Source organism: Nocardiopsis mwathae, assembly GCF_014201195.1.
Lineage (GTDB): Bacteria > Actinomycetota > Actinomycetes > Streptosporangiales > Streptosporangiaceae > Nocardiopsis_C > Nocardiopsis_C mwathae.
This window is the reverse complement of record NZ_JACHDS010000001.1, coordinates 1,735,093-1,757,080: the sequence shown is the minus strand read 5'-3', so window position 1 is coordinate 1,757,080 and position 21,988 is coordinate 1,735,093. Positions and strand designations below refer to the sequence as shown.

The 21,988-nt window shown below is 71.7% G+C and carries 21 protein-coding genes; 12 read left to right on the top strand and 9 right to left on the bottom strand.

Going from position 1 to position 21,988, the window contains the following annotated elements:
• Window positions 1-44: 44 nt before the first annotated feature.
• On the bottom strand, window positions 45-1,289 hold the full coding sequence (locus tag HNR23_RS07155; protein ID WP_246421624.1) for an AI-2E family transporter: 1,245 nt from the start codon (window positions 1,287-1,289) through the stop codon (window positions 45-47).
• 196 nt (window positions 1,290-1,485) lie between these two features.
• Window positions 1,486-1,893, bottom strand: a complete 408-nt coding sequence (locus HNR23_RS07150; protein ID WP_184080019.1) for a YccF domain-containing protein — start codon at window positions 1,891-1,893, stop codon at window positions 1,486-1,488.
• Window positions 1,894-2,234: 341 nt separating this feature from the next.
• On the opposite strand from HNR23_RS07150, the gene HNR23_RS07145 reads away from it, so the two are divergent.
• Both HNR23_RS07145 and HNR23_RS07140 read left to right on the top strand, forming a co-directional pair.
• Window positions 2,235-2,879: an MBL fold metallo-hydrolase gene (locus HNR23_RS07145; RefSeq protein ID WP_184074642.1), complete on the top strand. Its 645-nt coding sequence runs from the start codon at window positions 2,235-2,237 to the stop codon at window positions 2,877-2,879.
• A gap of 478 nt (window positions 2,880-3,357) precedes the next feature.
• A complete protein-coding gene (locus HNR23_RS07140) occupies window positions 3,358-3,657 on the top strand; it encodes a WhiB family transcriptional regulator (protein WP_269769149.1) in 300 nt (99 codons plus the stop codon).
• 235 nt (window positions 3,658-3,892) lie between these two features.
• Here the strand turns inward: HNR23_RS07140 and HNR23_RS07135 are convergent, their stop codons facing one another.
• Together HNR23_RS07135 and HNR23_RS07130 are read right to left on the bottom strand one after the other, a co-directional pair.
• Entirely contained in the window at window positions 3,893-5,200 is a 1,308-nt protein-coding gene (locus tag HNR23_RS07135; protein WP_184074641.1) for a phosphoribosyltransferase family protein, read from the bottom strand.
• Between the two features lie 146 nt (window positions 5,201-5,346).
• Window positions 5,347-5,913 (bottom strand): GNAT family N-acetyltransferase, encoded by a 567-nt coding sequence (locus HNR23_RS07130; protein WP_184074640.1) that lies wholly within the window; start codon window positions 5,911-5,913, stop codon window positions 5,347-5,349.
• A 188-nt stretch (window positions 5,914-6,101) separates the two neighbouring features.
• On the opposite strand from HNR23_RS07130, the gene HNR23_RS07125 reads away from it, so the two are divergent.
• The gene (locus HNR23_RS07125; protein ID WP_343070454.1) at window positions 6,102-7,331 is read left to right on the top strand and encodes an MFS transporter; all 1,230 of its coding nucleotides are present in this window, start codon (window positions 6,102-6,104) and stop codon (window positions 7,329-7,331) included.
• Window positions 7,332-7,431: 100 nt separating this feature from the next.
• Here the strand turns inward: HNR23_RS07125 and HNR23_RS07120 are convergent, their stop codons facing one another.
• The 4 genes from HNR23_RS07120 to HNR23_RS07105 form a co-directional block, all read right to left on the bottom strand.
• Window positions 7,432-8,139 carry a DNA primase gene (locus HNR23_RS07120; protein ID WP_184074639.1) on the bottom strand — a complete coding sequence of 236 codons (708 nt, stop codon included), beginning with the start codon at window positions 8,137-8,139 and terminating at the stop codon, window positions 7,432-7,434.
• 30 nt (window positions 8,140-8,169) lie between these two features.
• Window positions 8,170-9,615: a hypothetical protein gene (locus tag HNR23_RS07115; protein ID WP_184074638.1), complete on the bottom strand. Its 1,446-nt coding sequence runs from the start codon at window positions 9,613-9,615 to the stop codon at window positions 8,170-8,172.
• Window positions 9,616-10,170: 555 nt separating this feature from the next.
• Window positions 10,171-10,935, bottom strand: coding sequence for an HNH endonuclease family protein (locus HNR23_RS07110; RefSeq protein WP_184074637.1), 765 nt, complete (start codon window positions 10,933-10,935; stop codon window positions 10,171-10,173).
• Between the two features lie 239 nt (window positions 10,936-11,174).
• On the bottom strand, window positions 11,175-12,476 hold the full coding sequence (locus HNR23_RS07105; RefSeq protein WP_343070453.1) for a YihY/virulence factor BrkB family protein: 1,302 nt from the start codon (window positions 12,474-12,476) through the stop codon (window positions 11,175-11,177).
• Between the two features lie 224 nt (window positions 12,477-12,700).
• Here HNR23_RS07105 and HNR23_RS27410 point away from each other — a divergent pair, with 224 nt between their 5' ends.
• The 8 genes from HNR23_RS27410 to HNR23_RS07070 all read left to right on the top strand — a co-directional run bounded on the left by HNR23_RS27410 (window position 12,701) and on the right by HNR23_RS07070 (window position 19,663).
• Window positions 12,701-12,790, top strand: coding sequence for a putative leader peptide (locus HNR23_RS27410; RefSeq protein ID WP_332459723.1), 90 nt, complete (start codon window positions 12,701-12,703; stop codon window positions 12,788-12,790).
• A 187-nt stretch (window positions 12,791-12,977) separates the two neighbouring features.
• A complete protein-coding gene (locus HNR23_RS07100; RefSeq protein WP_184074635.1) occupies window positions 12,978-14,681 on the top strand; it encodes a nitrite/sulfite reductase in 1,704 nt (567 codons plus the stop codon).
• Entirely contained in the window at window positions 14,678-14,902 is a 225-nt protein-coding gene (locus tag HNR23_RS07095; RefSeq protein WP_184074634.1) for a hypothetical protein, read from the top strand. The genes HNR23_RS07100 and HNR23_RS07095 overlap by 4 nt, the downstream gene beginning before the upstream one ends.
• On the top strand, window positions 14,899-15,594 hold the full coding sequence (locus tag HNR23_RS07090; RefSeq protein ID WP_184074633.1) for a phosphoadenylyl-sulfate reductase: 696 nt from the start codon (window positions 14,899-14,901) through the stop codon (window positions 15,592-15,594). The genes HNR23_RS07095 and HNR23_RS07090 overlap by 4 nt, the downstream gene beginning before the upstream one ends.
• Window positions 15,576-16,385 carry a sirohydrochlorin chelatase gene (locus HNR23_RS07085; protein ID WP_394353751.1) on the top strand — a complete coding sequence of 270 codons (810 nt, stop codon included), beginning with the start codon at window positions 15,576-15,578 and terminating at the stop codon, window positions 16,383-16,385. Before HNR23_RS07090 ends, HNR23_RS07085 begins: the two co-directional genes overlap by 19 nt.
• Before the next feature lie 104 nt (window positions 16,386-16,489).
• Window positions 16,490-16,687 carry a hypothetical protein gene (locus HNR23_RS27145; RefSeq protein ID WP_184074632.1) on the top strand — a complete coding sequence of 66 codons (198 nt, stop codon included), beginning with the start codon at window positions 16,490-16,492 and terminating at the stop codon, window positions 16,685-16,687.
• A gap of 254 nt (window positions 16,688-16,941) precedes the next feature.
• The gene (locus tag HNR23_RS07075; protein ID WP_184074631.1) at window positions 16,942-18,099 is read left to right on the top strand and encodes a serine hydrolase domain-containing protein; all 1,158 of its coding nucleotides are present in this window, start codon (window positions 16,942-16,944) and stop codon (window positions 18,097-18,099) included.
• Between the two features lie 610 nt (window positions 18,100-18,709).
• The gene (locus tag HNR23_RS07070; RefSeq protein WP_184074630.1) at window positions 18,710-19,663 is read left to right on the top strand and encodes a hypothetical protein; all 954 of its coding nucleotides are present in this window, start codon (window positions 18,710-18,712) and stop codon (window positions 19,661-19,663) included.
• A gap of 185 nt (window positions 19,664-19,848) precedes the next feature.
• Here the strand turns inward: HNR23_RS07070 and HNR23_RS07065 are convergent, their stop codons facing one another.
• Window positions 19,849-20,499 carry a TetR/AcrR family transcriptional regulator C-terminal domain-containing protein gene (locus HNR23_RS07065; protein ID WP_184074629.1) on the bottom strand — a complete coding sequence of 217 codons (651 nt, stop codon included), beginning with the start codon at window positions 20,497-20,499 and terminating at the stop codon, window positions 19,849-19,851.
• Window positions 20,500-20,569: 70 nt separating this feature from the next.
• Here HNR23_RS07065 and HNR23_RS07060 point away from each other — a divergent pair, with 70 nt between their 5' ends.
• Window positions 20,570-21,985: an FAD-dependent monooxygenase gene (locus HNR23_RS07060; RefSeq protein ID WP_184074628.1), complete on the top strand. Its 1,416-nt coding sequence runs from the start codon at window positions 20,570-20,572 to the stop codon at window positions 21,983-21,985.
• Window positions 21,986-21,988 lie beyond the last annotated feature (3 nt).

The window sequence follows — 21,988 nt, the reverse complement described above, 5'->3', positions numbered from 1 at the left end:
CCGGCGGGGCCGCACCGGTGTCCGGTGCGGCCCCGCCATGCGTGTCACTGCTCGGAGCTCTCCTGCTGCTCCGTGCGCTCGGTGGTGGCGGGGGCGGCCGCGGCGGAGGCGGGGGCAGGGTTCGCCTCCTCCTCTTCGGCTTCCCGGACCTGCGGCGCGGCGGGCTGGACGGCCGGGCGGTTGCGCAGCAGCGCCGCGATCACCGCGACGGTCGGAGTGGCCAGGAACATCCCGGCGATGCCGGCGACCAGACCGCCGATGGTGATCGCCAGCAGCACCACCGCGGCGGGCAGGTCCAGCGCCTTGCCGTACACGCGCGGGGCGAAGACGTGGCTCTCCAGCTGCTGGACGATGATGACGACGGCGACCACGATGAGCGCGATGACCCAGTCCTCGGTGACCAGGGCGACGAGCGCGGCCAGCAGGCCGGTCACGAACGCACCGATGACCGGCAGGAACGCGCCGATGAAGGTGAGCACGATCAGCGGGATCGCCAGGCTGGGATCGATCAGGAAGATCAGGAACACGCCGATGCCGACGGCGTCGATGAGCCCGACCATGGCCACGCCGCGCACGTAGCGGCCCATGACCCCGTAGGCGGTCTGCCCGGCGGCGCCCAGGGAGCGCCGGGTCTGCGCCGGGAACAAGGTGAGCAGCCACGACACCAGCCGGTCGCCGGAGTGCACGAAGTAGATCGTCAGCACCAGGACCAGGATCAGGCCCACCAGCAGCTCGATGACGCTGGCCCCGGCGGCCCAGGCCTGGCTGACCCACTCGCTCCAGTCCTCCTGCAGCGCGCCGCGGACCTGGTCGGTGACGTTCTCGATGAGCTGGTCGACAACGGCGGGGTCCTGCCCCAGCCTCTCGGCGAGGTCGGGCAGCCCGGCCACGGCCTTCTGCACGCTGCTGACCAGGCCGGCGAAACCGTCGATGGCGGGCTGGACCACCAGCGTGATGACACCGCCCAACACGACGAACGCGCCGATGATGGTGATGGTCGTTGACGAGCCCCGGCCCAGGCCGTGCCGGCGCATCCAGTTGGTCGGCGGCATGAGCAGCGCGGTGAGGAAGACGGCCAGCACCACGGGGATGACCGCGAGCCGGACCTGCACCAGCACGTAGACGATGACCGCGATGAACAGCCCGATGACGAGGATCCGCCAGGCGGCGCTGCTCATCCTGAACAGCAGGTCCTCACTCTCCGGAGCTTCGGCCTGCGGCTCCTGCTCCTCGGGCTCGGGCTCGGGCCGCTCGGCCACGACCTCCCGCGCCGTCTTCCGCCTCTTCAAGAACGACTCCAGGAACGACCACGTCCCCGGACGGTTCATCCACACATCGGCCCCTTCGCTGATTTCCCTCCTGCGGCCCCGGAGGACCGGGCCCGCCGCACCTCCGGACGCAGGCCCCCGGCATCCGGGCGGCACTCACCCTCATCGCTGCCGCGGCCCGCCGTGCGCCCGCACCGGCCCGCCGCCTCCGACCGCGTCAGAACTGCCACGGCTCCCGGGCACGACCACTGTGCACGATCTCGTTGCCGAACGGAGCCAGCGCCACCGGGATCATCTTCAGCGAGGCCCAGGCCAGCGGAATGCCGATGATGGTGACGGCCAGCCCGAGCGCCGTCGCGATGTGCCCGATCGTCAACCACCAACCGGCCACGATGAGCCAGATGATGTTGAGAAGTGTACTGCCGCCGCTCGCTCCCGGGCGGCGCGCCAACTCCCGCCCGAAGGGCCACAGCGCATAGTTGGCCATGCGGAAGGAGGCCACGCCGAAGGGGATCGTCACGATCAGGATGCAGCAGATGATGCCGGCGACCACGTACCCGAGCGCGAGCCAGAAGCCGGCGACGACCAGCCAGATGATGTTGAGAATGAGCCGCAGCAGGGCCACGATGCCTCGTTTCCACGTCGAATCCACGTCGGAGTCCGCGTTCGCGGTCGAGCCGGAGGCCACAGCGCTCCGGCACCCCGGTTCACGTTCACTCTCCCTCCGACGGCAACGGGGCGCATTGTGTTCCCACCCGTGTCCCGCATGTTTCCCCTAGGGGGAACGGTCGTCCTCCGGACGCGGCCGGGTCGGTGGGTTGCGGTGGGCGCCGCCGAGGGCGGGGATAGGGTCGGTCGCACACTCCGAGGCGTCCCGGGCGACGTGCCGTCCGGGAGCGCCCCCCGGCCTCGGCGGATCCGACACGACCGAAAGGACCACCGACGGTGCGCACCGGCACGACACGCATGACCAAGCTGGGACACGCCTGCGTCCGCCTGGAGCGGGACGGCGGCACCCTGGTCATCGACCCGGGAGGGTTCAGCGAGCCCGACGCGGCGGTGGGGGCCGACGCCATCGCCATCACCCATGAGCATCCCGACCACTTCGACCTGGAGCGGCTGCGCGCGGCGCTGCGGGGTCGGCCGGGGGTGGAGATCTACACGCACGCGGGCATCGCCGAGCAGCTGGAGCCGCTGCGCGAACTGGGGGCGCGGGTGCACACGGTGGCGCACGGCGACACGGCGCGGATGGCCGGATTCGACGTGCACGTCTACGGGGAGCGCCACGCGGTGATCCACCCCGACATTCCGGTCATAACCAACATCGGATTCCGGATCGACACATCCGGGGGCGGCGTGTTCCACCCCGGCGACGCGCTGACCGTGCCCGAGGACCCGGTGGACACCCTCCTGGTGCCGGTGCAGGCACCGTGGTCGAAGGTGGGCGAGGTGATCGACTACCTTCGCGAGGCCGCGCCGCGCCGCGCGCTCGCGATCCACGACGGCCTGCTCAGCGAGGACGGAGCCGGGGTCTACGCCCGCGTGCTCGGGATGACGGTGCCCGGCGTCGACTACGCCCGGATGCTGCCGGGCCAGCAGGACGACCTGTAGGGGCCGGGAGCGGACATGACCGGGCCTTGGTCTAGACCGGAATGTGATGCGTGCATCAGGGCCCACCCCTAGGCAGCGACCGAAATCCCCCCTACGATGTGTGCGTCCGGCTGAAAGATGCCGGACGTCGTGATTCACGCCCCAAACCGGACAGATCCGCAAAGATCGGTCGCGTATCCGTCGGTTGAGGTAACGGTTGAGCGAGAAATTTCCCCACCCCCCGTGCGCAAGCGGGAGTGGGGATGGCATGATTACGTACCGGCTCGCGGGAAGAGCGGAATCGCCTTCCGGGCCGTTCGCGTGAGCGCCCGCCGTCTTCGGCGGATCTGCGCCGCAGTGGTCTCCACCACACCGGGAACACCGAAGCATCGCATGGCGTTTGCGTCGTGCGGGGTGACTCACGCCGCTTGACCATTGTTTTGCTCTGACCCTAGCTGCTCGACAGCTTACTAGCGAATTCAGTAGAGGTGGTTCAACCATGTCTCAGGTACGTCGGCAGGCCGCGCTGCGCCCCCGCCCGAGCTGGGGGTGGCAGGATGCCGCCGCGTGCCGGGGCGAAGACCTCGTGCTCTTCTTCGGCCCCGATGGCGAACGCCAGCCGGAGCGGGAGATCCGCGAGCGCAAGGCAAAGGAGATCTGTGGCGCCTGCCCCGTCCGTACCGAGTGTCTCGACTACGCGATCTCGCGGCCCGAGAAGTACGGTACCTGGGGCGGCCTCAACGAGGACGAGCGGGCCTCGGAGCGTCGGCGCCGAATGCGCCGCGCCAACGCCGCCTGACCCGGTTCCTCGCTTCCCGGGCTCTGCGTCCCCGGCGGTGGCGGCCTGAGACCAGGCGCCCCCCGCACACGGAGACGATCCCAGTTCCCTTTGCGGCCCCGGCCTTCGATATTCACCCGTGGCGCCCCGACGTCCTCGACGTCGAGGGCGCCACGGGTTTTCCGGCACCTCGACCGCCGCGACGCCCCGCACGGCACGCCTCTACTCCTCCCCGCCGCCCGCCCGGTACGGCGGGTCAAAGGTGCCGGCCGAACCACTCGGTCGCGGCGGCCCCGACCTCCCGCCACCCGCCCGGCTCCCCGAGCAGCTGCTCGACCCCCGGCACGACCCGCAGCTCATGCGGTGCCCCCAGTCGGCCCAGCGCCCACTCGGTGAGCTCGCGGATGAACGAGTCACCCCCCTCCAGCAGCACGAGCGTCGGCGCCCGCACCCCGGGCAGCCGCTCCTCGGCGAGATCGATCCGGCCGCCGTGCGCCGCGACCGCCGCGACGTCGTCGGGGCGGCCGGCCGCGGCGGCCAGCGCCGCCGGCGCCCCCGCACCCGCACCGAACAGCCCCACACGGGAATCGCCCACGTCCGTGGCCCGGCGCACCCAGTCCACCGCCTCCTCCAGCCGCGCGGCCAGCGTCATGGCGGTGACCTCCTCGCCGCCCCCGCCGTTGGCGCGGTGCCACTCCTCCGACGTCAGCAGGTCGATCAGCAGGGTGGCCAGGCCCGACCGCCGCATCCGCGCGGCGACCGCCCGGTGGCGCGGGTCGTGCCGCCCGTGCCCGAGCGCGAAGACGACCACGCCCCGCGCCGACGCCGGGGTCGTGAGGTCGGCGTCCAGGTGGACGTCGCCCGCGCGGATCCGGACCGCTCGCTCCGCCTCGGCCCCGGCCTCCGCCTCGCGCAGCTCGGACAGCAGCGCCGTCACGTCGGTATCGGTCAGCTGGGCGAAGTCGCGGTACCACTCCCCCACCGCGTGGAAGTTGTCCGGCGCGGTCAGCACCACCAGCTCGTCGGCCTCGGGGCGCAGCGCCTCCACGGCCTGCTGCGAACCGACGGGCACCGCGAGCACCACCCGCGAGGGATGGGCGCGGCGGACCATGCGCAGCGCCGAGCGCGCGGTGCCGCCGGTGGCGACACCGTCGTCCACGACGACCACGTCCCGGCCGCCCAACCGCGGCGACGACCGCGACCCGCGGTAGGCCCGCAGGCGGCGGTCGAGCTCGGCACGCTCCTGGTCGACCGTTCCCATCAGGGCGGATCGGGGCACATGCAGGCGGGCGAGGGCGACGTCGTCGAAGGCGACCTGGCCGTCCTCGGCGATGGCGCCCACGCCGAGCTCGGCGTGGCCGGGCAGGCCGATCTTGCGGACCAGCAGCACATCGAGCGGGATCCCCAGGCGGCGGGCCAGCTCGGCGCCGACCGGCACCCCGCCGCGCGGCAGTGCCAGCACGATGGGGTCGTTGTCGAGGTCGAGCTCGCGCACACGCTCGGCGAGCCGACGTCCGGCCTCGGACCTGTCGGTGAACGGCAGCGATACGGGTAGCGGATTCATCGTCGTCCGGCGTCTCCGCCGCCATGCGCGGCGGAGTCGGCGCCGCTCCCCTCCCGATGGTGCGGTGGAGAAAGTGCTACGGGGATACCCGTTTCCCCACCTCGGGCAACATCCCCGGCGGGGAAAATCGGGGCCGCGCCCGCGGTTCAGCCGGCCGCCTTGCGGTAGTCGCTCTCCAGCACGGCCATGATGAGGGCGTCGTGGCGGCGGCCCTCCCACAGCAGGGCGTCGCGCAGGCGGCCCTCGACGCTGAACCCGCAGGCGCGGTAGACGGCGATCGCCCGCATGTTGAAGGCGTAGACGTCGAGCCAGACCCGGTGCAGGCCCAGGTGGTCGAAGGCGTACTCCAGAACCAGGCGGGTGGCTTCCTTGCCCAGCCCCTGCCCGGTGAACTCGATGGCCGACAGGGCGATGCGGTACGCGGCGCTCTCGTTGTCGGCGTCGATGTCGTTGAGGGCGAGCTCGCCGACGAAGCGCCCGGTGGGCCGCTCGATGATGGCCAGATCCACCCGGTCGAGCTGCTCGGCCCGGGTCGCGCACCAGCGTCGGATCTCGGCGTAGCCGAACCTCCGGTGCGTCCCCGTCAGGCGGCGCACCTCCTCGTCCCGCATCGACGCGTAGAAGTCGTCGGCGTGTTCCTCACTCACCGGCACCAGGCGGACGTGCTCACCCGAAAGCGTGGGCTTCTCGCGCAGGGCGCTCAGGTCGATCATCGTGGGGGACTCCGGTCGTCATCGCCGGATGAGCGGGAATCCGGCTGGGGGCGTGGCGATCGTCGTAACAGGGGTGGAATATGCCAGAAGATCATACGTAAACGGCGTTCCCGATCGATTGCAACCCCCTACGATGACCGGACGTACTTCCCCCACGGGACCCCCGGGGCGACGACAGGGAGGGGCGGGTGGCGGTCGGCCGACAGGCGCGGGCGGCGGGACGGCGAGCCGTGCGCGCGCGGCGCGCGGTGGCCGTGCTCTTCTTCGCCAACGGCTTCACCTACACCAACGTGGTGCCCTGGCTTCCCGCGATCAAGGACGGCTTGGGCCTGTCCAACGCGGCACTGGGCGCTGCGATCGCGGCCATGCCGTTCGGTGCGCTGCTGACCGGGATGCTGGCCGGTCCGCTGATCGCGCGGTTCGGCAGCGGGCGCGTCGCGGTGGCCGCCGGAGCGCTGGGCGCCTGTGTACTGCCGCTGGTGGCGGCGGCACCGGGGTGGTGGGCGCTGGCGGCGGCGCTGTTCGCGCTCGGGGTCGCCGACGCGTGGATGGATGCGGCGATGAACGCCCACGGGCTGCGGGTGCAGCGCCGCTACGGGCGCTCGATCATCAACACCTTCCACGCCGTGTGGAGCATCGCCGCCGTCGCCGGCGGGCTGGTCGGTGCGAGCATGGCGCAGCTGGGCGTGCCGCTGGCGCTGCACCTGACCGGGGTCGCGGTGCTGCTCGTCGCCGCGGTCCTCGCGACCTCGCGGTTCCTGCTGCCCGGGCCGGAGCACACCGAATACGGCGTCGGCGCCGTCTCCGCGCCGGGTCCGCGGGAGCTGCTGCGGTGGGCGCGCCCGGCCCTCGGCACCCTCCTGACACTGAGCCTGCTGCTCATGCTCGCCGGTGCGATCGAGGATTCGGCCGCGTCCTGGGGCGCGGTCTACACGCACGGCGAACTCGGTGCCCCGCTGCTGCTCGCGGGCCTCCCCTTCATCGCCTGCCAGGCGATGATGACGGTGGGGCGGCTGGTCGGCGACCGGCTGACCGACCGGTTCGGCCCGGTGGCGGTGGCGCGCGGCGGGGCGGTCCTCGCGGCCGCGGGCATGGCGGTGGCGCTGGTGTGGCCGACGGCCGCGAGCGCGATCGCCGGGTTCGGCATGGTGGGGCTGGGGGTGGCGACGCTCTTCCCCCTCACCCTGGCGGCCGCCGGGGACGTTCCCGGGGTGCGCAGCGGCGACGGGGTGGTGGTCGTCGGGTGGCTGGGGCGGTTCGGGTTCATGCTGTTCCCGCCGCTGGTGGGAGCGGTCGCCGACGCCTCGTCGCTGGGGACGGCGCTGTGGCTGGTACCGCTGGGGGCCCTGACCGCGGCGGTGCTCGCCTTCGCGCTGCGCCCGCGCGCCGCGGGCGGAGGTCAGGTCACCCGGACATAGGCCGTCCCGGGCCACAGTGTGGCCCGGGACGGGTTCATCGGGATGTCCGCGCGCTCGGGCGCCGCGTTCACGGCCGCCCGGGCGGTGGTCGCCGCCTGTCCTAGCGCAGCTGCGGGGCGCGGCCCCGCGACGCGAACACGGTCATCGCACCGACACCGGCGATGACGGCCCCGCCGAGCACGAAGCCCGTGAGGTCGACACCGGTGACCGGCAGCTGCTGACCCGCCTGGTTGGTGCTGCCACCCGACGAGCCGCCCTCCTTCTGCGGCGCGGACTTGCCGTCGCCACCGGTCGAGGACTGGCCGCTCTCGCCCTGCTGGCCCTGGGCACCCTGCTGGCCCTGCGGCCCCTGAGCGCCCTGCTGACCCTGCGGGCCCTGGGGACCGGGCTCGCCCGGCTTGCCCGGCGCCCCCGGGTTCTGCTGGTCGCCCTCGTTGCCGCCACCCGGCTGCTCCGGCTCGGGGCTCGGGCCCGGGTCGGGCAGCTCCGGCTCCGGCTCAGGCTCGGGCTCCGGCTCGGGCTCGGGGCTCGGGCCCGGGTCGGGCAGCTCCGGCTCCGGCTCAGGCTCCGGCTGCGGGTCCGGCTGGTCACCCGGGATCAGGTTCCCGAGGTCCGGCAGAATGCTCGCCGGCGCCACGTCAGCGGGCTTGGAGAGCGTGGTCGCAGCCGGAGCCTCCTGCTGCTGCGGGGCTTCGACAGCCTCGGGGGCCGTCTCCGCAACGGTGTCCGCGAACGCCGGAACCGCGTGGAATCCGGCGGCCAGCAGGCCCGCGGCCGTCACGGTGACCGCGCGTGCTGTAAAGGACATCCTGCTCCTTTCTTTCATAGGGGGATATTTCTATTCAGGGAGAAGGGCATAGAGGTCGCCATCGGCGATGACGACGGCGCGGTCGTCCAGGAGCCCCCAGGGCCGGACCGCATCGGCATCCATGTCCACGGGGTCGCCGTCACCCGTCACCGCGACCGGCACACCGGCCGACCGGCCGTCGCCGGGGACCTCGCCGTAGACATGGCCGCCGGCCGCGCTGGCCGGGGTGAAGCCGTCGAGCGTCCGCGCCTCACCCGCATCGAGGTCGAAGATCACCGGCCCGTAGGCGGCGAGCGAGCCGCCCCGGACCCACCGGGCGTCGGTGAGCCGGTCGTCGTCGGCCGCGGCCGCCGCGACCACCGAGCCGTCCTCGGCGTCGTGGACGGCGACGATGTCCGCGCCCCCGCCATCGGCCTTCCAGAGCACGACGGTGTGCTCGCTGCGGGCGGTGAGCAGCTCGATCGGCCGGTCCGCGCCCGAAGGCGCCTTGGGCACGATCTCCCTGCCCTCATCGCCGTCGACGCCCACCCAGGTCCACCGGCCGGTCTTGACGCCCATGAGGACGCGGTCGCCGTCGGCGAGCATCGCGCCGAAGCCGGAGGGGACCTCGACCTCGGTCAGCTCGTCCCCCTCGGGGACATAGGCGTCCGCCTCCTCAAGGACGAGCGGACTGGTTCCGGCGAAGGTCACGCGGGCGTCCTCGGGCAGCTCGACGGCTTCGGGGTCCCCGCCGCCGGCCGGCCACCGCCACAGCGTCGCGTTGTCCGTGAGCGCGACTCCCCAACCGCCGTCGGCGCGAGTGAAGGCCGGCGCGCCCTCGATGGCGGAGGAGGACAGGGGCAGTTCGGCCGACCACGCCGGCTCCCCGTCGGGGCCGACGACGACGAGCTCGTCATCGGGGTTGACGAACGCGGCCAGGGTGCCGTCGGGGGCGACGGCCGGGCGGGTCCCGGTCCGGGTCGGCAGCCGCCACGCCGCTTCGACGCTGAACCCGGGCGGCGCGGCCCGGGTCTCCAGGCGGATACCGGACCCCTCGATGTCGCCGCCGTTGACCTCGGTACCGGTGACGTCGGAGCCCCGCACCACCCAGACGGCGCCGACGCCGACCGCGGCCAGCACGGCCAGGGCGCCGCCGGTGAGGGCGAGCGCGATCTTCCGGCCCCTGCCCCGGCCCTGGGTGTCCGGGCGGACCACCAGTTCGGCCTCGCTCCCGCCGGCGGCGCGCACCACACCCGTCGGGCTGATGATGAGCTGCCAGGCGCCGTTGGCGTCGCGTGCGTTGACCAGCACGGAGCGGCCGAGGTGGGCGGCGTAGGCGGTGGCCGCGTCGAGCGCGGCGCGGCGGGTCTCCTTGGGGATCGCACCGGTCACGACCTGGGTGCGCCCCTCGATGGTGATCTCGGCGCTGCACTCGTCGTGGGCGATGACGATGACGACCGAGCCGCGCTGGCGGCCCGGCTCCCTCCCGCCGGTCATACGGTCACCCGCCGGTCGGCACGCGGGTGCGGTCCGTTGTCCGGGCACGCCGGGTGGCGGCCTGCGGCGGATCCGATGGGACGGAGGCGCGGTCGCATACCTCGTCGCGGCGGAAACGCGGCGCTCATGGTGATCTGAACCTGTTCGTCATCGAGCGTGGGGCGCCGATGCGGCGCCGCACGGGGGTACGGGGGTGTCGGAGAGGACCCGGGGAAGGCGAAAAGGGCCGCCATCGGGCCGGGAGGTGATGACGGGCCAACGCGATGATACTGACCTCGGGTAACGGTCATGTTCCCGGATGCGCCTGCCGCAGCGGGGATGCGGCGGTCCACCGGAGGCGGTGACGGGCTCGCGCGCCGCCCGAGGATCCCCTCTCACCTGCGGCGATCCTCGCGGCTCGGGGTCGCGCGGCGGGGCGGAGACGCGATCACCCCGGTTTGGGATCACCACTATCGACCGAAAAGTTCTGCCAAAAATGACCACATCCGGCCGCACGGGCGCGGGGGCGGCCCCTCCTGCCGAACCGCCCCCGCGCCGCCGCATGCCCGCCTACGGTCAGCAGGTGGCGAGCATGTCCTTCAGGCCGGCGTGGTCCTCCTTGGCGACCGGGAGGCCGTAGCCCACGCTGACGTTGATGTAGGAGACCGCGTAGGTGCACTGGAAGCCCTCGAAGGGCTGCCACTCCCCCGGCCCGGCGTCACCCTTCTGCATGTTGGCGGGTCCGTCGGAGGCGAAGAGGTTCTCCGGGTCGTTGGCGAACTCGACGCGCTTGTCGCGGTCCCACTCGCTGGCACCCATCCGCCAGGCGAGCGACAGCGGCACCAGGTGGTCGATCTGCACCTCCTGCGGCCTGTCCGCGGTGAAGTCGATCGTCTCGCCGGTGTAGGGGTCCTCCAGCGTTCCCTCCAGCACCTTGCAGTCCGTGTTGACGCGGGTGTCCTCCAGGTCGCGGGCGAGGATGTCGTTGCGGGTGGAGCAGCCGTTGTTGTTGGTGTCGATCCAGGAGGAGCCGAACTCCTTGCGCTCGTAGTCGCCGCGCGGCTGCGGCTCGGCGATCGCGATCGTCTCCAGCCGCTTGCGCGCCTCGGCGACCTCCTGGTCGGTGGTCCCCCAGCGGTCGTCGGCCGAGCCCGGGCCGGGGGCGGAGGAGCCGGACCCGCCGTCGCGGCCGAGGAGGTCGCCCGCGGTGTCGAGGAAGTCCTTGCCGGTGAACGCCGAGATGACGGCGGCGAGCACGATCACCGCCACCGCGGAGGCGAGCAGGCCGGTCAACCCCTTCCTGCCACCGGAGCCGGAGTCGCTGCGGAAAGGACGGTTCATTCGATTCTCCTGCGTGCACATGTCGGGGGGCGGGGAACGGGTGCGGGGGTCGGGGGGCGGGGAACGGGTGCGGGGGTCGGGGGGCGGGGAACGGGTGCGGGGGTCGGGGGGCGGGGAACGGGTGCGGGGGTCGGGGGGCGGGGAACGGGTGCGGGGGTCGGGGGGCGGGGAACGGGTGCGGGGGTCGGGGGATCGGCCGGTGCGGTGCGGGGCGCCGCGGGGAGACCGGCCAGACAAGATCATGCCGGATCCCGCGGTTCCCTCTCCCCAGGGGACGACGTGCCCCTGCTCTCATTCGTGCCGTCCGCTGTACCGTCCGGGCCGGATGCCGGGCCCTCCGGCTCCCCAGGCCCCTCCTCCGGCGCCCGCTCCCCACCTGTGGCCGCGGAGCCGGCGCCCGAAGGCGGCGGGGCGCCGTCCGGCGCGTCCGCTTCCGGCCGCGCCCGCCCCGGCTGCTCCGCTTGCGACCCGGTGTCCTCCGGAGCCTCGCGGCCCCCGGCGCCCGCTGCGCGCTCCCGTTCCTCTCCTCCGTCCGGCGCGCCGCCGGCTTCACCGACGCGGCGCAGCGCCTCCTCGTGCCGCTCGACCAGCCGGGTGGCGCGGGCGTACCGGCGGGCGGCGATCTCGGCGCGGGCCTCGGCGGTGCGGGAGGTCGGCCACATCGAGTCGATCTCGGCGTTGAGGAGGGAGCCCGCGAGGACGGCCATCGACACCACCCACAGCCACGCCAGGATCGCGATGGGCGCCGCGAGCGACCCGTAGATGGTGACCTCGCCGAACGAGCGGTCCAGGTAGACGCGGAGCAGGGCGGAGCCCAGCATGAGGCCGAGCGTGGCGACCACGGCGCCGGGCAGGTGCCGCCACAGGGGTGTGCGCACCGGCACGGCCAGCACGTACAGCAGGGCCACGGCGGCCGCCGAGACCCCGCCGACCACCGGCCAGTAGGCGACGTTCAGCCGCCCCGCCGTCACCGGGAGCAGGTCCTGCACCAGGTTGGGCCCGGCCACCAGGACGGGCAGCACGATGAGCGCGAACAGCAGGCCGCCGAGGTAGGCGACGAACGCCAGCGCCCGCTGCCGGACATAGCCGCGCAGGCCCTCCAGCCCGTAGGCGATGGTGATGGCCTCGATGTAGACCCGCATCGCCCGCGACCCCCACCACAGCGACACCAGGAAGGTGAGGGAGAGGACGTTGGCCTGGGCGCCGCGCAGGAAGTCGTCGATGAGGGGGACCACGACCGTGTCGACGACCTCGCCGGTCAGCGCCTTGGCCGCCAGGTCGAGGATCCACGCGCGGATGTCCAGGACGGTCCGGGTGCCCAGCACGGCCCCCAGGTGGCCCAGCGTCCCCACCAGTCCCAGCAGCAGCGCGGGCAGCGACAGCAGGGCGAAGAACGCCGACTCGGCGGACAGGCCGACGAGCCGGGTGCGCGTCGCCGAGCGGCCGGTGCGCGCGATGAGCAGGACGAGGTCGCTCAGCCTCGGATGGCGGGAGAGTGCCTCGTCGACGGCACGCCAGATTCGTTCCCACAAGCCCCACACGCGCTCCAACGTAGGGGCAGCACCGCCACCGCGCCCCGAAACGACGCCCGATCCGCGTGCATCCATACGGTTTCGATGTAACTTCGTGACCAGGCCGCCCACGCCCCTGTGGTTCCGGGCGGAGAGTGCCGACCCCGTCTCCGCCCCGACGTGACGTGCTTCACGGTGCGGGAGTACCGGCGACTCCTGGACAAACCCGCCCGCGCCGTGTCATCGTCGAGGGCATGACCGCTGTTCTTGACCCGATGCTCCGCGTGCGCCGGCACGTGGACTTTCTGCGGGTCAGCAGCGCCATCTGTCGCAACGTCGGCTGACCCCCGCCACCACCGTGTGATCGATTCCGCCCGTTTCCCGGGGCGCACGCGGCGCCGACGTTCCCTCATCACCCTCGGACCAGCAGCAACGTGACCGCAGCACAACGACGTGCCGGACACGGGGCCCTGCGGTGATGCGCGCGGCGGCCGCTGCCCGCCCCCCGCGCACCTCTCGGAGGACTCCGCGATGCCTCCCACATCCGCACCGGCCGGCTCCGCTCCCGCAGCACCCGGCCGCAACCCCCGCCCCCGCCGTGGCGAGGGCCAATGGGCCCTCGGCTACCGGGAACCGCTGAACAAGAACGAAGAGAACAAGAAGAACGACGACGGGCTCAACGTCCGCCAGCGCATCATCGACATCTACTCCAAGGCGGGGTTCGACTCCATCGACCCCGCCGACCTGCGCGGCCGCTTCCGCTGGTACGGGCTCTACACGCAGCGCGCGCCGGGGATCGACGGCGGCAAGACGGCGGTGCTGGAGCCTGAGGAGCTCGACGACCGCTACTTCATGCTGCGCATCCGCATCGACGGCGGCCAGCTCAGCGCCGCGCAGCTGCGCACCGTCGCCGAGATCTCCACCGCCTACGGCCGCGACACCGCCGACATCACCGACCGGCAGAACGTCCAGCTGCACTGGGTGCGCATCGAGGACGTGCCGGCCATCTGGGAGAAGCTGGAGGCCGTCGGCCTGAGCACGATGGAGGCGTGCGGCGACACCCCGCGCGTCATCCTCGGCTGCCCGCTCGCCGGGATCGCCGCCGACGAGATCGTCGACGCCACCGAGCAGATCCACCGGATCTACGACGACCACATCGGCAGCCCGCTCTTCTCCAACCTGCCGCGCAAGTTCAAGAGCTCCATCTCGGGGTGCTCGGCCTACTGCACCAACCACGAGATCAACGACGTCGCGTTCGCCGGGGTGATCGGCCCCGACGGCACCCCCGGCTTCGACCTGTTCGTCGGCGGCGGGCTGTCCACCAACCCCATGTTCGCCCAGCGGCTCGGCACGTTCGTCCGGCCCGACCAGGTCAGCGAGGTGTGGGCGGGCGTCTGCTCGATCTTCCGCGACTACGGTTACCGGCGGCTGCGGCACCGCGCCCGGATCAAGTTCCTGATCAAGGACTGGGGCGCGGCGAAGTTCCGCGAGGTGCTGGAGAAGGAGTACCTGGGCTACGCACTGCCCGACGGGCCCGAGCCCGAGCTCGCCCAGGACCTGCGCCGCGACCACGTGGGCGTGCACCGGCAGCGCGACGGACGCAACTACGTCGGCTTCGCCCCCAAGGTGGGACGGGTCTCGGGGACCAAGCTGGCGCGGATCGCCGACATCGCCGAGGCGCACGGCTCGGACCGGATCCGCACCACCGCCGACCAGAAGCTGGTCATCCTCGACATCGACGACGACCAGGTCGACTCGCTCGTCACGGCCCTGGACGCCGAGGACCTGGAGGTGCGGCCGAGCGTGTTCCGGCGCCAGACCATGGCGTGCACCGGCATCGAGTTCTGCAAGCTCGCGATCGTGGAGACGAAGGCGCGCGGGGCGTCGCTCGTCGACGAGCTGGAGCAGCGGCTGCCGGACTTCCCGGAACCGATCACCATCAACGTCAATGGCTGCCCCAACTCCTGCGCCCGCATCCAGGTCGCCGACATCGGGCTCAAGGGCCAGCTGGTCACCGACGCCGACGGCCGTCAGGTCGAGGGCTTCCAGGTGCACCTGGGCGGTGGCATGGGGCTCAACGCCGGATTCGGCCGCAAGGTGCGCGGGTTGAAGACGACGTCGGAGGAGCTGACCGACTACGTCGAACGGGTTCTGCGCCGCTACCTGGAGACCAAGCAGGACGGCGAGGCGTTCGCGACGTGGGTCGGCCGGGCCGAGGAAGGCGATCTCAAGTGAGCGAGCGGGCGGCGCCCTACTACTGCCCCTTCTGCGGCGACGAGGACCTGATGCCGCACGAGGGCGAGGCCGAGAAGGGCGCTGGATACGCCTGGGACTGCCTGTCGTGCGCACGGGTGTTCCGGGTGAAATTCGTCGGACTCCGGGCGGCCGCGGTGGCCGGTGCGGGCGACGCGGCGGGCGCCAGGAGACACACGGACGGGACGGTGGAGCAGGCATGAACGTCGCACTGGAGGACGGCCGGGCGCTGGCGGATCGGGCCGCGGCGGAGCTGGAGGAGGCGAGCGCCCAGGAGATCATCCGGTGGGCCGCCGAGACCTTCGGCGACCGGCTGTGCATGACCTCCTCGATGGCGGACGCGCTCATGGTCGACCTGGTGTCGCGGGTGAAGCCGGGCATCGACGTGATCTTCCTGGACACCGGCTACCACTTCGCCGAGACGATCGGCACGCGCGACGCGGTCGCGCAGGTGTACCCGATCAACCTCGTCAACGTCGAGCCGCTGCGCACGGTCGAGGAGCAGGACCGCGACCTGGGGCCGCGGCTGCACGGGCGCAACCCCAACATCTGCTGCCACCTGCGCAAGGTCGAGCCGCTGCAGCGCGCGCTGGAGCCCTACGACGCCTGGGTCAGCGGCCTGCGCCGGGACGAGGCCGTGACCCGGCGCGGCGTGGGCGTGGTGCAGTGGGACGCCCGCAAGAAGATGGTCAAGGTCAACCCGATCGCGCGGTGGACCCAGCAGGACGTGGACGCCTACATGGAGGAGCACGGCGTCATCGTCAACCCGCTGCGGTACGACGGCTACCCCTCGATCGGCTGCGCCCCGTGCACGCGCCCGGTGGCCCCGGGTGAGGACCCGCGCAGCGGCCGCTGGGCCGGTATGGGCAAGACCGAATGCGGAATCCACCTGTGATGGGGCGCGACGTCGTCGAGGCGCGGGGGAACGGGCGCCCGCCCATCCCCCTGGTCGCCGTGGCCCACGGCAGCCGGGACGAGCGGTCGTCGCACACGGTCGAGCGGGTCTTCGCCCGCGTGCGGCGCCTCCGCCCCGAGCTCGACGTGCGCGTGGCCTACCTCGACCACGTCTCCCCCGGCGCGGAGGAGGCCGTCACCCGGGTGGCCGCCGAGGGGGTCGGCGAGGTCGTCGTGCTGCCGGCCCTGCTCACCTCGGCGTACCACAGCAAGGTCGACCTGCCCGACGTCCTCGACCGGGTCCGGGCATCGTGCCCGTGGCTGCACATCCACTACGCCGACACGCTGGGCCCCCACCCGCTGCTCCTCGATGCCGTCGAACAGCGCCTTGAGGAGGCTGGCGCGGTGGCGGCCCCCGACACCTCCCTCGTCCTCGCCTCCGCGGGATCGAGCGACCCGGACGCCAACCGCACCATCGAAGAGATGGCCGCGGCGCTCGCCCGGCGCAACCCCTGGCGCGAGGTCGTGCCGGCCTACGCCTCGGCGGCCTCCCCCACCCCGGGGGAGGCCGTGGCCCGGCTGCGCGCCGCCGGCGCCGCAAGGGTCGCGGTGTCGGGCTACCTGCTGGCCCCGGGCTTCTTCTCCGACCGCGTCGCCGACCAGTCCTTCGCCGCGGGCGCCACGGCGGTCGCCCCGGCGCTGGGCGACGTCCCGCAGCTGGCCGAGGTCGTCCTGGACCGCTACGACGCGGCCCGGCACGGCCTCCCCGTCCCCGGCATTCCCACCGCCTGACCCACCCACCTCCGCTGATCTCGGGGGTATCGACCCTGTTCCGCCGCGGATTCGGTCGATCTCCCCGAGGTCACCGAAAGGAATGGAGGTGGAACAGGGCCAGGGTGCGGCTCAGGCCGGGCGCCAGGGGGGTGACCGGCCACGCCGTCGACGGCGGCAGCCCGCTCACCATCGCCGCCGCCGGTCTGCCGGCCGCCACCGCCCGCGCCACCGCCATGGGCACTGCCGGGCGCGACCGGGTCGCCTCCCGGTGGTCCTGGAACACCGCCGCCCCACGCCCCGCCGAACCGCTGGGCGGCTGAGGCGGGAGCGGCATTCTCGCCGTCAACCGCCGACAGCAGCCTGTCGAACTCGTGTCGAACTCGTGTCGAACTGCCGATCCGACGCCGCCCGCCATCGCCCCGACCTGGCTCAACGGCGAAGGTCTCCTCCGCCCTCTGAGTCCCGCAGCGCTCTTCCTCTACGCTGACTACCGACCCCCGCACCCATACCGGCGCCCTTCAGGACACATCGGAATGGGTGAGCTTCATGTCGAAACGGCACGGAGAGTAGTCCGATGACAGGAACGACGAGGCGACAGTTCGTGGGACAGGCCGCAGCGCTGCTGTCGGGTGCGGCCCTGACCGGAGCAGCGGGCGCCGTGGTCGGCTGCACCCCAGCGCAGGACGGAAGCGCCACACCGGAATCGGACGGCGGACATATCGGCGATTCGATCGACGGATTCCTCACCGAGACGGTCCCGGAGGGGGCCGGCCTGACGGCTCTCGCGGCTCGGCACGGCGAAATCGTGTACTGCAAAGGCATCGGTTTCGCCGACAGGGAATCGAACATCGGCGCCGAATGCGACACCGTCTACGACATCGGGTCGATCACCAAGCAGTTCACGGCCGCGGCGATCCTGAAACTGGAGATGGCCGGAGAGCTGGCGACGAGTGATCCGCTCTCGGACTTCGTCGACGGCCTCCCTGAGGACAAGCAGGACATCACACTGCACCGGCTTCTGACGAACACCTCGGGATTGGTCGAACAAATCGGAGACGACTACGACGCCCAGTCCCGGGACGGCATCTTGGCCGCTGCCGCCCGATCCGATCTGCTGTCGGCTCCGGGAACCGAGTACCACTACTCCAACGTTGGCTACAGCGTGCTGGCCGCGGTCATCGAGATGGTCTCAGGGATCGGCTACGAAGAGTACCTCTCCAGGTATCTCTTCGTCCCGGCCGGAATGGCTCACACCGGATACGTTCTGCCGAATTGGGAGCGGACACAAGTAGCAGTCGAATATGACGCGGAAGGAACACCGAAAGGCAGACCGAACGACCATCTGTGGGACACCGACGGCCCCTACTGGAACCTTCGTGGCAATGGTGGGATTCTATCCACCGCGCCGGACATGTTCCGCTGGCATGTCGCGCTCGACGGACACGGCATCCTGTCGGAGGCGGCGAAAAAGAAGCTGTTCGAGCCACACGTTCTGGAAGACGACGGCGAGACACACTACGGATACGGGTGGGTCGTCATGGTCCAAGACGAGCGCAAGGTCGTTTGGCATAACGGCGGCAACGGCTCGTCCTACGCCGAGTTCGCCCGGCTGATCGACGAAGGAGTGGCGGTCTTCTGGTCCACCAACCACGCGGAGCAAGATCTCCGCTGGAACCTGGAGGAGCTGGAACTGACCCAGGGAATGGTGGACCGCCTCCGCGAGGACGGTTGACACCGGACACCTGGACGGGCGAAACGACCCCATCCGGCGCGGGGAGCAGGCCACGGTTCGGCGCGGCCTGCCGGTCCGCGTGGGTCCATCCCCGCGTGCGCGGGGAGCAGACTCGGTGACCTGCGGGTTTACCTGGGGCCAGCCCCTGAATATGCAACTTCCTGAAAATCAGACATGTACGCTCGAACCACACAAAATCAGACACTTCTAGACATTTTCTGACGGCATCGAAAACACTCAGACCCTGCTGGTCTCCCCGATTATCTCCATCAGCGTCTGGCCCGCTCTCTACTTTGGGAGAACGGGTTCTGTTCGGCGTGATCGATGCCGTGTGGGCGGCCCGGCCCGACGATTCCAGGGTGTTCGCCGCGCTCATTCTTCGCCCGGGAACCCGAAAGACGGGAAGCGCGTTGTTACCGTTGCGTACCGGCCAGCGTCTTCGGCTCCGAGGAGGCGGCGTTGAACGGTTCGCGAAACCACAGGTGGCGACCACGAGGTGCTGAGTATGGCCGTCCTTCCCGTTCGCGGTATCTGTTACGACGCCGGTGTCCTCTACCACAGGAAATTCCCCTCCCGGCCACATTGGCGGCCCGATGACGTCCGCCGCGATATGACCGCGATCCGGGAGGACCTGTCCTGCAATGCCGTCTCCATCATGGCCACCGACCCGCGGCGGCTGATCGAGGCGGCGGACATCGCCGTCGAATCGGGCCTGTTCGCCTGGCTTCAGCCGCGGGTCATCGACGGCCGCCCCAGAGCGACCGCGTCCGTGCTGCGCGAGCTGGGCCCGGCCGCCGAACGCCGACGCTCCCAGCACGGGAAGATCGGAATCAACGTCGGCTGCGAACTGACCCTCACCAGTCGGGGCATCGTGCCCGGGCGCCTGTTCGGCCACCGGAGCCAACGATTGCCGCAGCTCATCCGTAAGAGGAAGCCGCGGTTCGACCGGAAGCTCAACGAGCTCCTGGACCGCCTGGTCACCGTCACCCGGGAATCCTTCGACGGCCCGATCACCTACAGCGCTGGCGACTGGGAGTCGGTCGACTGGTCCCGCTTCGACTACGTCGGGCTGGACACCTATCGCGACGAGCGCAACGCGCAGGTCTACGCCGACCAGGTCCGCCGCCACGTCGAGCGCGGCAAACCCGTGCTGATCACCGAATTCGGCTGCTGCGCCTACCGCGGCGCGGCCGAGCTCGGCGCGGACGGGTACGACATCTTCGACCACCGGACCGACCCGCCGCGCATCACCGCCGAGTTGACGCGCGACGAGGATGTCCAGGCCGACTACGTGACCCAGTCGCTCGACGCGCTCACATCGGCCGGAGTCCACGGGGCGTTCGTGTTCGCCTTCAGCGAGCCCACCTACGTGCACACCGCCGACCCCGCGACCGACCAGGACCTGGGCTGCTTCGGAATCGTCAAGGTCACCCGAGAGGCCGGCGACACTCCCGAGGCCGCTGAGCAGTGGGCACCCAAGGCCGCCTATCACGCCGTCGCACGTCGGTACGCGGCCATGGCGGCAAACGGCGACGCTCCCCCGGTGTCCCGGCCGACACCTTGACTCCGCTCAGTCTCCGATGATCGCGGGAGAACGGTTCGAAATCCGCCGGAAATTCCAACCGTTCTCCCGCGATCATCGGAGACAGGGGCACAGGTCGGCGGAGGGGTGGGACGGAGCCGGGTGGGCGCGATTCCCCGGGTGATTCCCGGAGAATCCCCGGAGAACCGCAGGCGGCCCTGCGCCCGTCAGTCGATTCCGTACCGGGCCGAGATACCGGTGATCACGAGTTCCAGCCCTTCTGCGAAGTGCTCCTCGTAGTTCTCGAAGATCTCGGTGCCCGCGGCGGCGGACAGCGGGAAGTCGGCCATCATCCGGGCGCGTTCTTCGACGTCGTAGCCCTCGCGCCGCTCGTCCGGCAGCGGCTCGACACCCTGCTCCTCGGCGACGAAGCCGGTCGTGTAGAGGTACGTCGTCGCTAGGGCGCGGACCGCCTGGGTGAGAGTGAACCCGGCTGCGGTGAAGAGGCGCAGGTCGTCCTCCATCTGTTCGGCGTGCTCGATGCCGGTGAAGCGTGAGCCGCTGAAGACCTTCGCGCCGTCGCGGTAGCCGCGCAGCGCCGCGCGCAGGCCGTGGTTGGACGTGCGCAGCCGCTCCCGCCAGGTGTCGGCGGGGTCGCGCGGCGTCCGGGCGACCATCCGCCGGTTCATCTCCGTGGCCATCTCGTCCAGCAGCGCCTGCTTGTTGTTGAAGTGCCAGTACAAGGCGGGTGCCTTGACGCCCAGCTCGCGGCCGATCGCGCTCAGCGTCAGACCGTCCAGGCCCACCTCGTTGAGGAGGTTGAGAGCGGTGTCGGCGACGCGCTTGCGGTCGAGGGGTACACGTGGTTTCGCGTTCACACTTGACAGCTTAACGCCGTTAAGTACATAGTCGCACCATCAACTTAACGTCGTTAAGGAGCGTGTGCACATGGCTGCACAACTGGACGTACAGACGGACGTACTGGTCGTGGGTGCGGGACCCAGTGGACTGACCCTCGGCATCGACCTCGCCCGCCGCGGGGTGGATGTGCTCGTCGTCGAGCAGGCCGACGCGCTGTTCCCCGGCTCGCGCGGCAAGGGGATCCAGCCGCGCACCCTGGAGGTCTTCGACGACCTCGGCGTCCTCGACGCGATCCGCGCGGCCGGCGGCCCCTACCCCGCCGGGATGATCTGGCAGGACGGTCGGCGTATGGGCGAGCGGCGGATCTTCGAACCGGCGGGGGCGACGGAGGAGGCCCCGTACCCCGACCCGTGGATGCTGCCGCAGTGGCGCACGCAGGAGATCCTGCTGGCACGACTGGAGGCGCTGGGTGGGCGGGTCGCCTTCCGCCAAAAAGTGATCGGCCTCTCCCAGGGCGACGACGGGGTGACCGTACGCTTCGCCCACGGTCCCGACCTGCGGGCCGGGTACGTGGTCGCCGCGGACGGGGGCCGCTCGACGGTGCGCCGGGCACTCGGCATCGGCATGGCCGGTGAGACCGTCGACCCGAGCCCGATGCTGGTCGCCGACGTCCGTATCACCGGCCTCGACCGCGACAACTGGCACATCTTCCCGCCGAACGGGGAGGGTGACGGCTTCCTGACGATCTGCCCGCTCGCGGGCACCGAGGACTTCCAGCTCGTGGCCCGGTTCCCCGAGGGCACCGAGGTGGACCTCTCCCTCGACGGCATACGCACGGCCGTCGCGGCCCGCTCGCACCTGGCCCCCGAGGACGTGACCGGTGCGCGGTGGGCCTCGGACTTCCGCCCTCGGGCGGCCCTTGCCGACCGCTTCCGCGAGGGCCGGGTCTTCCTCGCCGGAGACGCGGCGCACGTCCACTCACCCGCCGGCGGCCAGGGCCTCAACACCGGCGTGCAGGACGCCTACAACCTGGGCTGGAAGCTGGGCGCGGTGCTGCGGGACGGCGCGCCCGCCTCGCTCCTCGACACCTACGAGGAGGAACGGCGCCCGATCGCCGCCGACATGCTCGGCCTGTCGACGCGCATTCACCGCGGCGAAACCCGCCGCGGCGAGGCGACCCGCCAGCTCCGCCTCGGCTACCGCGCCTCCTCCCTCACAGAGGAGACCCGCGCCGCCCCGGGTCCGGTGCGTGCCGGCGACCGTGCACCGGACGCGACGGTGGCGGGGGTGCGGCTGTTCGACGCGCTGCGGGGTGCGCACTGGACCCTGCTGACGACAGGCGCGGCCGCGCCTCAGGGATACGGCGTGGGCGTATTCCTCATACGCCCGGACGGCTACGTGGGCTGGGCCGGCGAGACCGCCGATGGTGTGGCGGAGTACGCGGCGCGAACGGGCGCCGAGGCCGCGCGCCGGATTCCCTCCTCGCTCATCTGTGGCCCCTGATCG